This window comes from Micromonospora sp. NPDC047753, from assembly GCF_040642735.1.
GTDB lineage: Bacteria > Actinomycetota > Actinomycetes > Mycobacteriales > Micromonosporaceae > Micromonospora.
This window is the reverse complement of record NZ_JBEYSL010000004.1, coordinates 13699-26012: the sequence shown is the minus strand read 5'-3', so window position 1 is coordinate 26012 and position 12314 is coordinate 13699. Positions and strand designations below refer to the sequence as shown.

General features: G+C 71.6%; 10 protein-coding genes. 8 read left to right on the top strand and 2 right to left on the bottom strand.

Annotated elements, in window-relative coordinates:
• Positions 1-69: 69 nt before the first annotated feature.
• The 3 genes from ABZ749_RS00790 (at position 70) to ABZ749_RS00780 (ending at position 3252) form a co-directional block, all read left to right on the top strand.
• Positions 70-546, top strand: coding sequence for a hypothetical protein (locus ABZ749_RS00790; RefSeq protein WP_357197147.1), 477 nt, complete (start codon positions 70-72; stop codon positions 544-546).
• A 70-nt stretch (positions 547-616) separates the two neighbouring features.
• The gene (locus ABZ749_RS00785; RefSeq protein ID WP_357221264.1) at positions 617-2419 is read left to right on the top strand and encodes a glycoside hydrolase family 15 protein; all 1803 of its coding nucleotides are present in this window, start codon (positions 617-619) and stop codon (positions 2417-2419) included.
• A complete protein-coding gene (locus ABZ749_RS00780) occupies positions 2416-3252 on the top strand; it encodes an aldo/keto reductase (RefSeq protein ID WP_357221261.1) in 837 nt (278 codons plus the stop codon). The genes ABZ749_RS00785 and ABZ749_RS00780 overlap by 4 nt, the downstream gene beginning before the upstream one ends.
• 524 nt (positions 3253-3776) lie before the next feature.
• Here ABZ749_RS00780 and ABZ749_RS00775 read toward each other — a convergent pair.
• Positions 3777-4703, bottom strand: coding sequence for an AraC family transcriptional regulator (locus ABZ749_RS00775; protein WP_357221258.1), 927 nt, complete (start codon positions 4701-4703; stop codon positions 3777-3779).
• Positions 4704-4806: 103 nt separating this feature from the next.
• Here ABZ749_RS00775 and ABZ749_RS00770 point away from each other — a divergent pair, with 103 nt between their 5' ends.
• The 5 genes from ABZ749_RS00770 (at position 4807) to ABZ749_RS00750 (ending at position 8840) form a co-directional block, all read left to right on the top strand.
• Positions 4807-5637, top strand: coding sequence for an NAD(P)H-binding protein (locus ABZ749_RS00770; RefSeq protein ID WP_357221255.1), 831 nt, complete (start codon positions 4807-4809; stop codon positions 5635-5637).
• Positions 5638-5717: 80 nt separating this feature from the next.
• The gene (locus ABZ749_RS00765; RefSeq protein WP_357221253.1) at positions 5718-6761 is read left to right on the top strand and encodes an SEC-C metal-binding domain-containing protein; all 1044 of its coding nucleotides are present in this window, start codon (positions 5718-5720) and stop codon (positions 6759-6761) included.
• A gap of 88 nt (positions 6762-6849) precedes the next feature.
• On the top strand, positions 6850-7596 hold the full coding sequence (locus ABZ749_RS00760; protein WP_357221250.1) for a metallophosphoesterase: 747 nt from the start codon (positions 6850-6852) through the stop codon (positions 7594-7596).
• A 2-nt stretch (positions 7597-7598) separates the two neighbouring features.
• A complete protein-coding gene (locus tag ABZ749_RS00755) occupies positions 7599-8234 on the top strand; it encodes a LysE family translocator (protein WP_357221247.1) in 636 nt (211 codons plus the stop codon).
• A 90-nt stretch (positions 8235-8324) separates the two neighbouring features.
• A complete protein-coding gene (locus ABZ749_RS00750; protein ID WP_357221244.1) occupies positions 8325-8840 on the top strand; it encodes a DUF2231 domain-containing protein in 516 nt (171 codons plus the stop codon).
• A gap of 111 nt (positions 8841-8951) precedes the next feature.
• On the opposite strand, the gene ABZ749_RS00745 is transcribed toward ABZ749_RS00750, so the two are convergent.
• The gene (locus tag ABZ749_RS00745; protein ID WP_357221241.1) at positions 8952-12287 is read right to left on the bottom strand and encodes a S8 family peptidase; all 3336 of its coding nucleotides are present in this window, start codon (positions 12285-12287) and stop codon (positions 8952-8954) included.
• Positions 12288-12314: the final 27 nt, after the last annotated feature.

Here is a 12314-nt window from a genome sequence, read left to right as displayed (position 1 = left end):
GGGATTCACGCTGTTCAGCCGGAGGGTGACCGATGACCGCGAACGCCCGCGACGTCGACGACTGCTGAGATGGACTGGGCCGGATGGGCGTTGTTCGGGTTGGTCGCCACCGCGGCGCTCACCGCGGCGATGATCACCGCTCAACTGGCCGGTCTCACCCGGCTCGACATCCCCCTGGTGCTCGGGGCCTTCGTCACCGAGGACCCCGACCGGGCCCGGGTCGTCGGGTTCTTCCTTCATCTCTGCACCGGTCAGGGTTTCGCCCTGGGTTATGCGGCCACGTTCGCGCTGTTGCACCGGGCGGACTGGTGGATCGGGGCGCTGCTGGGGATTGTGCACGTCGGGATCGCGCTGACGGTGATCCTGCCGCTGCTTCCTGGTGTCCATCCGCGCATGGCCTCGCAACGGGCGGGGCCGGCCAGCACGGCGGTGTTGGAGCCGCCCGGACTGTTCGCCCTCAACTACGGCATCCAGACCCCGCTGGTCACGGCTGTCGTCCACGTCGTCTACGGGGTTTGTCTCGGGCTGCTCCTGCAGGCCAGGTGACCGGCGCCCGACTGCCGTGCCAGCTTGACACGGGCTGCTCCCCGGCGTGGCGCATCGAGGAGCGATCTCCATGACCGGTGGGCCACCGATCAGCGACTACGGTCTGCTGGGCGACACGCGCGCCGCCGCCCTGGTCGCGAGTGACGGCGCGATGGACTGGTTCTGCGTTCCACGCTTCGACGGTGATCCCCTGTTCGGCCGACTGGTCGGGGGCCCGGACGCCGGAACGTTCCGGGTGGGCCCGGCCCGGCCGGCCACCGTCGTTGAACGCCGTTACCGGCAGCACACCGCCACCCTGGAGACAACCTGGGCGGCGGGCAGCGGGCGGCTCCGCCTCACGGAGGCGATGGTGGCCGAGGTCAGCGGTCGCCTGCTGCCCACGACACTGATCGTGCGACGGCTGTCGGCCGAGCAGGCGGCGGTCGAGGCGGTGGTGGAGTTCGACCCCCGCCTTGGCGCGCGGCACCACCGGCCCCGAGCACAGCACCGGCGCCAAGGGCTCGTCTGTGAGTGGGGGTCGTTGGCGGTCGCGCTGGACAGCACACCCACGTTCAGAATCGAACCGGGTCGGCCCACCTTGATCACGGTCACGCCGGGACATCCGGTCACAGTCGTGCTGGCCGTGGCCCACCGCGAACCGATGATCCACGTCGATCCGACGGCCGCCTGGGAGCTGCTTGTCGAGGACGAGGGCCGATGGCGGGCCTGGACCGCGGAGATCGATGAGCGGTTGCCGTTCCGGGAACACGTCGTACGCAGTCTGCTCACCTTGCGGCTGCTGACCTACTCGCCCTCGGGAGCGCCGGTGGCCGCACCCACCACGTCACTGCCCGAGGATCCCGGCGGTGTACGGAACTGGGACTACCGCTATGTCTGGCCCCGTGACGCGAGCATCGGTGTCGGCGCCTTCCTCAGCGTCGGCAAGACCGACGAGGCGCGCGGTTTCCTCGCCTGGCTGTTGCACGCCACCCGGTTGCAACGGCCACGCCTGCCGGCGCTGCTCACCCTGCACGGCCGGCGCGTTCCCGCGGAACGTGAACTGGCCGGTTGGCCCGGCTACCTCAACAGCGTTCCGGTACGGATGGGCAACGGCGCCGCAGGTCAACACCAGCTCGACGGCTACGGGTGGGTGATCGACGCCGCCTGGGTGTTCGCTCAGGCCGGGCACCGCCTCCCCGCCGAGACGTGGCGGGCGGTTCGCGGTTTCGCCGACGTGGTCGCCGGTCGCTGGCGGGAGCCCGATGCCGGTATCTGGGAGGTACGGGAGGCGGCCCACCATGTCCATTCCAAGCTCATGGGCTGGCTCGCGCTGGACCGTGCCCTGGCCATCGCCGGCACACATCCCCTGCCGGAGCGGCAACGTCGACGCTGGCAGGAGGCCCGGGACGCCATCGCCGCCGAAGTCCGCACGCGCGGCTTCGACCCGACAGCGGGCAGCTACGTCCGCAATTACGACTCCCGGGATCTCGACGCGGCCCTGCTCGTCCTGCCGCTGCTCGACATGGACCGGACCGGGTCACCTCGGGTCCAGGGCACCATCGACGCCATCCGGAACAGGCTCTCCGCCGGCGGTCCGCTGCTCTACCGCTACCCGCCCGGGCGGGACGGCCTGCCCGGCACCGAGGGCGCGTTCCTGCCCTGCTCGTTCTGGCTCGTTCAGGCCCTCGCCCGCACCGGGCGTCGCCGCGAGGCCGTCGAGCTGTTCGAGGCCATGCTCGCTCACGCCAGCCCACTCGGCCTCTACCCGGAAGAGGTGGACCCGGCGACGGATGCCCACCTCGGCAACTATCCCCAGACGCTGACCCACGCCGCGCTCATCCAGGCCGCACTCGCCATCCGGGACGCCCCCACGCGGGTAGGGTTCCGATCATGACGATTCCGCACCTGACGGCCGCTGACGGCACGACTCTGCCGGCGATCGGGCTGGGTACGTACAAGCTGAACGGCTCGGCGGGTGTCGACGCGATCGGTCAGGCGATCCGGACGGGCTACCGGTTGATCGACTCGGCGGTGAACTACGAGAACGAGGGCGCTGTCGGCCGGGCCGCCCGGTCGGCCGGTGACGTGCGGGACGAGCTGGTCGTCACCTCGAAGCTGCCGGGTCGGCACCACCGCTACGACGAGGCGCTGACCACCATCGAGGAGAGTGTGTTCCGCACCGGCCTCGACCGGGTCGACCTGTACCTGATCCACTGGCCGAACCCCAAGGAAAACCTGTACGTGCAGGCGTGGCGGGCGCTGATCGAGGCGCGTGAGCGTGGCCTGGTGCGGCACATCGGGCTCTCCAACTTCCTGCCCGAGCACATCGAGCGGCTGGTGGCCGAGACCGGGGTCGCCCCGGTCGTCAACCAGATCGAGGTGCACCCGTACTTTCCGCAGCAGGAGGCGCTCGACTACCACCGGGAGCACGGCATCCTGGTGCAGGGGTGGAGCCCGCTCGGCCACGGCAACGACCTTCAGCAGCACCCCGTCGTCGTGGAGATCGCGACCGCGCACGGCGTCAGCCCGGCGCAGACGATCCTCGCCTGGCACGTGGCCCGTCAGGTAATTCCGCTGCCCAAGGCCGCGTCCCCGCAGCGGCAGGCCGAGAACCTGGACGTCTTCGGTATCACGCTCACCGACGCGCAGGTCGAGGCCATCACCGCGCTGGGCCGCCCGGACGGGCGCCTCTCGGACCAGGACCCCGCGGTGTACGAGGAGTTCTGACCGAGCGGACGTGCGAGCGCTGTGACGAGCGTGATGACTGTGCGGCATCAATATGTCTGTGAGTCATCACGCTCATCCGCAAATCCGCCGCCGATCGCGGTGCCGAGCCGCGTCACCCGGGCCGGCGGCGGCCCGGGTGACGCGGTGTCGCTCAGACGAGCCCGCCGAGGGCCGGGTCGCTGATGCTGTCCTTGCCGTTCTCGACATGACCCGCGCAGCGGTACGCGACAGCGTGACCGGTCGGGCGTGGTACCCGTCGCGGACGGTCACCTCGACCCGCTTCGACCTGCGGTTGGTGAGCGTGAGGGCGAGTTTATAGCCGTGCTCGTCGTAGGCGGGGGTGACGTCGAGGTGGGACCGACCAGGTGTCGCTCAGGGTGTACGGGATCGGCCGCGCCGGGCGTGCGCCGTGCTCCTGCTTGGGCAGCCACTGGTCCGCCGGCGACGGGCTGACGGCAGATGACCGTAGTTCGTTGGGTTCTGCGAGCACTCGTCGACCGGCTCTGGGCCTCGGTGAGTGCTGCTCACGCCGCCGTGGCGTCGACCCGGGTGAGCCGTCGATGCCCGCTCGGGCTCAGGCCGTGCACGCGTTTGAAGGCCGCGCTGAAGCCGAACGCGTCCGCGTACCCGAGGCGACGCGCCACGGCGGCGACCGTCGCTGTCGATTCGGAGAGCAGGTCGGCGGCCACCGCCATGCGCCAGTCGGTCAGGTAGGTGAGCGGCGGTTCACCCACCAACGCGGTGAACCGTTTCGCCAGTGTGGACCGGGAGACCCCGGCATGGGCGGCCAGGCTGGCCAGGGTCCACGGCCGGCCCGGGGCGTCGTGCATGGCGCGCAGCACCGGACCGACAGTGTCGTCGCTCAGCGCGCGGTACCAGCCGGGCGCCTCGGCCTCCGGCTGGTCGAACCAGTCCCGAACCGTGCACACCAACAGCCAGTCCAGCAGGCGGTCCAGCACGACCTGCCGTCCGGGCCGACCCGCGTCGAGCTGGGCGTCCAGGTAGTCGCGCAGCGCGGCGCAGTCCTGGTCTTCCGGCACGACGAGGACCGGCGGCAGCGCGCCCAGCAACCGCTGAGGCACCCGACCCCGGACGTGGTACACCCCGACCAGCAGCACGAGTCGGTCGGTGTGATCCGCGCCCGCCGGGTCGAGGACCCCGGTCTGGCCGCGCCGGACGTCGCGCAGTTCCCCGGGCTCGAAGCTCGACCGGGGCTCGGCGGAGAAGACGAACGGCGCCGGTCCGCGCACGATGGCCGCCTCGCCGACCCGGACCAGACGAGGCTTGTCGCTGTCCGGATGCGAGATCCAGCCCTCGCCCCGCATCGGGACGCAGAGCGTCAGCGGGGCACCGTCGGTGAACCGCAGCGCCCACGGCGGGGTCAGCACCGACCGGCCGAAAGCCGCGCCGTCGGCGTGCAGACCGCGCAGCAGATTGTCGAACGGGTCCATGTCACCGACGATAGATCGCGGAGGATGAACCGCGGACGATCGGACATGCCCGGCGTACGACAGGACATGTCCCGCCCACGACCGGGCGCGTTGACTCGTGGTCATGACGACGAACGCACCTTCGACACTCGTGATGGCCGGCACCGGCAAGACCGGTCGCCGGCTGGTCCAGACGTTGCGGGCGGCGGGTCACCACGCCCGGGCCGCCTCTCGCTCCGGTGAGGTGCGCTTCGACTGGTCGCGGCGGGACACCTGGCGGCCGGCCGTGGCGGGTGCCTCTGCCGTCTATCTGCTCGCTCCGGAGGACCCGGCGTTGGCCAGCGACTTCGTGACGCAGGCAGTCGACTCCGGCGTCGGCCGGATCGTGGCGCTCTCCGGGCGTGGGATCGACCGGGTCAGTGACTTCTCCCCCGGCATGCTCGCCGCGGAAGAGGCGGTGCGGAAGTCCGGCATCGAGTGGACGATCATCCGGGCGAACAACTTCAGTCAGAACTTCAGCGAGGACCTGTTTCGCCAGCCACTGCTCGACGGTCGGCTGGCTCTGCCGATGGGCGCCATGCCCGAGCCGTTCGTCGACGCCCAGGACGTCGCCGACGTGGCGGCGACGCTGTTGACCTCGCCGGGTCACCACGAACAGGTGTACGACCTGTCCGGCCCCCGTGCGCTCACCTTCGCCGCAGCGGTGGCGACGATCGCGCGGGTGACCGGCCGCTCGATCCGCTACGTCGAGCTCACCCCGGAGCAGTACCACGCCGAACTGCTCGCCGAGGGCTTTCCGGCGGAGGCGGCCACGGCGCTGAACGCCCTGTTCGCCGGGATGCGGGCGGGCCATCTCGCCGAACCGACCGACGGGGTGCGTCGGGTTCTCGGACGGGACCCGCTCGACTTCGACACCTACGCCACGGGGGCCGCTGCGGCCGGCGCGTGGTCGTAGTCCGCCCGGCGGGCGGCATGAGAGCGGGGTAACAGGTGATCTGCCCGCATACCGCGAGCACCCCGACGTACCGTGAGATCGTGCCGACGAGAGAGACACTCACCAAGGCTGACCTCGCCGAACTTCGCCGCTCGGCGCTCGGGACGGCGAATCCGCTCGGTGTCGCCGCCGACCTCGCGGAGGCCGTCGAGCAGGGCCGGTTGGAGGACCCGGACGACGCCGGGGACGCGCTGACACTGGCCGCCGAGATCGCGGAGATCCGGGCCAGGCCCGAGGCCGCGCTGCGGTACGCGGAGCAGGCCCTGGCGGCGTACCCGTCCGGCGATGATCCTCGGGCCGGGTTCGCCCGCGCGCTGCGGGCCCGCGCGCTGTTCCGGGCCGGCGGTCACGACGACGAGGCGATGGCGGAGTTGACCGCGTTGCGCCCGTTGCTGCTCGTGCAGCCCGACGCCCCCGCCTACGTCAGTGCCGCGCTGGACGCCGGTGGGCGTTCGGCGACCGCCGAGACGTGGCTGAGCGAGGCGGTCGACACGCTCCTCAAGGAGCATGCGACAGCCGCGTCCGGGCCGGCCAGCACCGCCATCGACCCGGTGGTCGATCTCGGTCCGCCGGACGCGCCAGGTGTCGCCTTCTTCCTGTTGCAACAGCGCCATCGGGTACGACGCAACCTGAACCTGCCGCACGACCGGCAGGACGACCTGGCGGACCGGCTGGAGACCCAGCTCGTCCGTCGGGCCGGTGAGCGCAGGGACGCCGAGTCGGATCTGCTCTTCTGGCCGCGGGCCGAGTTCGATCGCCTGCTCGCCGAGCATCCCGCCCTCGCCGAGGTCTACGGGCCGGACTGGGACGCGCACCGGGGCCGGCTGGAAACGGAGCTGGTGCGGCTTAGGAGTGCCGGTCAGGCCGGTTTGGGCGTGTTCGGCGCGACAGTGGCCGGGTTGACCGCGTTCGCCGGTCGACGTGACGGCGATCCGGCCGACGCGGCGGTCCGCGCGGGCTACGCGGCCGAGGTGTCGGCGCGGCCCAGCGCGCGGATCGCCTGGCCGCCGGAGCGCAACGACGCCTGCTGGTGCGGGTCGGGCCTCAAGTACAAGAAGGACTGCCTGCCGCGCTCGCGGAGCTGACCGCGGCGGTCATCGCGCTGCCCTGGCCGACCTGGCCCGGAGTAGCGTCACTGACGGCTTTCACGTTGATAGCCGTTAGGAGAGCCTCGTGCTGGTCATCGCGCACCTCAGTGACACCCACCTCGACAACCATCCCCGGTCGGCCGAGCGGACCGACCGGGTCATGGACTACCTGCACGGCCTGCCACGACAGGTCGACGCGATCCTGATCACCGGGGACATCGCCGACCACGGCGAGGTGGCCGAGTACGAGACCGCCGCGAAGCTCTTCGAATCCCCGCTGCCGGTCATGGTCTGCCCCGGCAACCACGATGTACGCGACGCGTACCGCAAGGGTCTGCTCGGTGACGACGACGGCGGCACCGGCCCGATCAACGCCCGTCACGACGTGGCCGGGGCGGTCTTCCTCCTGGCCGACTCCTCCGTGCCCGGTGCCGACGACGGCCACCTGGACGAGGAGACGATGGCCTGGCTCGCCGACGAGTTGGGTTCGGTGCCGGCCGGGACACCCACGTTCATCGCCCTGCATCACCCGCCGGTCGTGTTGCACCACCCGGTCATCGACCCGATGCGGCTGCTGCCGGCCGACCCCCTGGCCGAGCTCGTCGCCGCCCACCCGCAGGTCGTCGCCGTACTGACCGGGCATTTCCACACCGCTGCCGCGAGCACCTTCGCGGGCCGTCCACTGCGGATCGCCCCGGGTGTGGTCTCCACGCTGCGGATGCCCTGGGAGGGCGACGGCCCGTTGACCACCCAGACCCAGCCGCCCGGCGTCGCGTTCCACGTCTACGACGACGCCGGCCTGCTCACCACCCACTACCGGGTGGTGGTCTGAGGATGCACGGGGTCGCGGTGCTCGGCTTCCTGGTCGCCGTCGCGCCGATCACCGCCACGCCGGGCGCGAGCCTGACCCTGGTCGTCTCGCGGGTCGCCACCGGCGGGCGGCGGCAGGGCTGGTGGGTGATCCTGGGTACGGTGACCGGGCTCTACGTGCACGCCACGCTGGCCGCTGTCGGCCTGGCCGCGCTGGTGCTCCGCTCGTCGCAGGCGTTCTGGGTGGTCAAGCTGGTCGGGGCCGGTTATCTGGTCGGGCTCGGGCTCTGGATGCTCTGGTCCGCGTCGCGCCGTCGCCCGGAGGCGGGACGGCGACCCACGGTTTCCGCCCGGAGGTTGCCCTGGCGCGTGGACCACCCGTACCTGCAAGGGTTGCTCGGCAACGTGCTGAACCCCAAGGCCGCCGCCATCTACCTCACCTTGGCGCCGCAGTTCCTCGAACCGGGCCGACCGGTGCTGCTGCCGATGGTGCTGCTCGCCACGGCGCACGCCGCGCTGCACACCTGTTGGCTCGCCGGGTGGACCGTCGTCTCCGGTGCCGCCGCCCGGTTGCTCCGCACGGCATCGGTGCGACGAATGCTCGATCGGCTGACCGGCGTGATCCTGGTCGGCCTCGGCGTCCGCGCGGCGACGACCTGAGTCACGTCGCGAGAGGTGATCGATCGGCGAGGATGACACGCCCGCTCGGTACCGATAGCGTCCCGGTGTGGACGATCACCGTCCAGGCCGATGCCACCGGAGGAGACGCCGATGTTCGAGGAGATCATGGGCATCCCGGCCCACCCTCTGCTGCTGCACGCCGCTGTCGTGTTCGTGCCGCTGCTGGCCCTGCTGACTGTCGGTTACGCGTTCGTCCCGCCGATCCGGCCGCACACCCGGTGGGTGCTGGGTCTGCTGGCGGTGGGTGCGCCGGTCGCCGCCCTGCTGACCAAGCTCTCCGGCGACGCCTTCCTCGAGCGGATGCGCGCCGCCAACCGGGTCACGCCTGAGTTCCTGCCGAAGCTGGAGGCGCACCAGGAGTTCGGTGACATCACGCTCTACGCCAGCATCGGGTTGGGGGTGGTGGCCCTGGCGCTGGTCCGGCTCGTCCCGCCGAGGGCCACCGACGCCAGCGCGGACGGACGACCCGCTCGGCCGCTGACCCTGGCGTTGCAGGTGCTGTCGCTGGTGGCCGCCGCCATCACCGTGTATTACGTGGTGCGCACCGGCGACTCCGGGGCGAAGGCGGTCTGGGAGGGCCAGTGACGGTCAGGCGACCTCGTCGCGTGTCATGGGTGTGCCTCTCGTTGTCGCACAGACCGGCGGGGTGCTGGTGCGGCCCGGTCGGGGGCCCGGGCCGCACCAGCGGGGTGACCATCAGCCGGCGTGGTACGCCCGGATGATGGTCTGGTCGATTCCGCTACCGCCGTTGGCGGCGGCCTTCACCCGCAGCGAGACCGCCTGCCCGGAGGTGGCCTTCGGCAGCTCGACCCGGTAACTGTCACCGCTGCCGGTGACCCGGGCCGACTTCCAGGTGGCCCCGTCGTCGGTCGACGTCCAGACCTGGAACGACGTCACCTTCTGCGTCTTCACACCGTGCGCCTGCCGGACGGCCAGCTCGGCCGTTCCGTCGACCGGGTGGTTGTTGTGGTCCATCGGCAGGGCGTAGTCGACCGCGAGCAGCGGCAACGGCACGCTCCCGGTGCCGTCCGGTCCGGCCGACCGGAACGTCCACGACGTGTTGACCTTGGTGGAGATCGGCAGGATCAGGCTCGTGTCGACGTCGAGAGTCACCCGGTAGTCGGCCATCGACTGCGGAACGCTGAAGTCGCCGTACGGGCCGGACCGCTCGTCGACCAGCTTGCCGTCGCGGTACAGCGACAGCTTGCGCTTCACACCGATCGCCTCGCCCTGGAGGCAGTCGGCCCGCTGGTGCTGGTCGGTCAGCGTCACCATGTCCAGGTGCAGGTTGCCCCGGGACCGCGACGGCGGGGTGGCACAACTCCAGTCGGCGCCGGCCGGGTCGTCGTACCAGTCGGAGTGCAGCGGCTGCCGCGCCCAGACCTTGGACTGCCGGCTGCCCGGCAGGTACCGGCGCGGCGCCTCCAGGGCCGCCAGCCCGCCGTAGACGCCCTCGTCGGCCCAGACGATCTCCGGCGAGAGGTACGACGTCCGGCTCGGCGGCATGATGCCCTCGTAGGTCTGGGTCACCGCCACCCCGTCAGGAGTGGAGCCCGTGCGGACAAACGTGGTGTACATCTCCGGTGAGTCGGTCTGGTGGAACCGCTCGTCGATGCGGGCCAGTCGGGCCTGTTCGGCCCTGGTCACCCGGAACGACGGGTCGGCCGGCACGCCGTTGGCGTACTCGTGCACGATGTTGTAGCGGTACGGCTGCGCGGTGCCGGCCGGCGAGTCCATGTTGACGGCCGCCCAGGTGCGCCGCGATCCGATGGTGGGCTTCGGGATCGCCACGCTGCGGACCGCCGTGGCCACGCCGAAACCGCTGATCTGGTGCCACCACGGCAGGCCGTTCACCGCGGTCTGGAAGGTGGTGACGTCGGTCCGGGTGGTCGTGGTGGCCGCCCCGTCGACGGTCGCCGTGACCGGCCGGGCCTGCGCCGGGTCGAGGGTCACGCTCCGAGCGGCGTGCACGTCCAGGTCACCCGCCGCGGTGAGGGTGCTCTCCTGCACGTCGCTGTCGACGTAGTAGGCGATCGACGCGCCGAGCACCGAGTACCGGCCTGCCGGCACCCGCAGGGTGAAGGTCTCCCCGGGCGTGCCGCCGCCCCCGCCGTAGAACAGCAGGGGGTCGGTGAGGTTGGCGACCATGAGGTTGATCCAGGTGTCCGCGCCGTCCCGCAGACCGGGCATCGGCTTGGTGTGGATCGTCAGGTCGTAGCTGGGCGGCTCGACGTAGAAACTCACCGGGGTCGTCGCGACCAGCTTGCGGCCGGTGCGGGCGGTGACGGTGGCCAGGTAGAAGCCCGGCCGGCTGCCCAGCGCCGCGCGGTTGATCCGCAGAGTCGCCGCGGCGGTGACGCCGCGCTTGAGGGTCACCCGGCTCGTCGACAGCGACGCCGCGCCGCGCGGCACCGGCTGACCGTCGTGGTTGATGATCGACACGTCGAGGTCGAGAACGGCAGTCGACTCGCCGGTCCAGCTCAGCTTCGTCTCGTTGGTCCCGGACTGCGGGTACGCGAACGTGCCGAGGTTGACCACCGGCTGGTCGCTGGTCGGGCCGCCGAGGGCCCGGGCCGCGTTGAGCCGGCCGGCGCCGACGGCGTACGGGTCGATGCCGGTGAGCGGGTCGGCGGCACCGACGAGGGCGGCCTTGAGCCGCTCTCCGGTCCAGTCCGGGTGGCGCTGGGCGAGCAGCGCGGCGGCGCCCGCCACGTGCGGGCTCGCCATCGAGGTGCCGCTGATCGCCTCGTAGTACCTGTCGATCGGGTCCTGGAGGTTGGTGCCGGCGGCCCGGGCGGCGACGATGTCGACACCGGGTGCGACGAGCTCCGGCTTGGCCACATTGCTGGTGACGAGCGGTCCCCGGCTGGAGAAGTCGGCGAGCTTGTCGTCGCGGTCGACGGCCCCGACGGTGAGCGCGGTGGCGGCCGACCCGGGCGAGGAGATCTGCGCGCCGCTGTTGCCCGCGGCGATGACGAACAGGGCGCCGGTGGACCTGCTCAGACCGTCGACGGCGAGCGAGAGCGGGTCGGTGCCGTCGTCCGCTGCGCTGCCACCGAGGCTCATGTTGATGACGTCGGCCCGGGTGGCGGCCCACTCCATGCCGGCGATGATGCCGGAGTCCTCGCCGGAGCCGTGGTCGTCGAGAACCTTGCCGATCACCAGCTTGGCGTCCGGTGCCACGCCGCGACGCTGACCGTGTGCGGCAGCGCCGGTGCCGGCGATTGTCGAGGCGACGTGCGTACCGTGCCCGTTGTGGTCGACGGCGTCACCACCCTCGGCGGTGAAGTCGGCCCGCTCGGCGACCCGGCCGACCAGGTCCGGGTGGGTGAAGTCGGCGCCGGTGTCGAGCACCGCGACCCGGACGCCCTTGCCGGTGTAGCCGGCCTTCCAGGCGTCCGGCGCGGCGATCTGGCCGAGGTTGCGGTCCAGGCCGGCGGGTCGCCCACCGCCGGTCAGGGCGGTGGCGTGCACCTTGCGGTCGAGCCAGACCTTCTTCGCGCCGGCGAGCAGCGAGTTGGTGGCGAGCTTCGCGGTGGCGGGGCTCTTCTTGGGTACGCGGCCGGCTACCGCGCCGATGCTGGGCAGCGGGAGCACGTCACCGAGCGCGGCCACCCGGGCGGACGCGGTGGCGGGCTGCACGATCAGCGGCAGCTCGGCGGAGTTGTCGTCGTCGTAGCCGTCGGTGATCAGGGTGGTGACGTCGAACAGGTCGGGGTCGAGGACCGGGCCGACCTGGGACGCGACGCGGGCGGGGATGACGTGCAGGTGACCGTCGGGGCCGCAGCTCTGGTGGATCACCGCGTTCTCGTCGACCGGCCGGATCGTGGCCTGCGGGCATCCCGGGCCGTTGCTGCGGACGGTCACCACGTCGCCGGTCAGCAGGGTGACGGTGTGGGTCCTGCCGTCGACCGAGGCGGCGGGTGCGCCGGGTCGGTCGATGCCGCCGGCTGTGGCTGCGCCGCCCGGTAGGGCGGTCAGCGTCGTGGCCGTGACGGCAACCGCCAACAGCCACCGCGTTTTCCTGAGCATGGTGCTCCTCGTCTAATGTGGACGAAA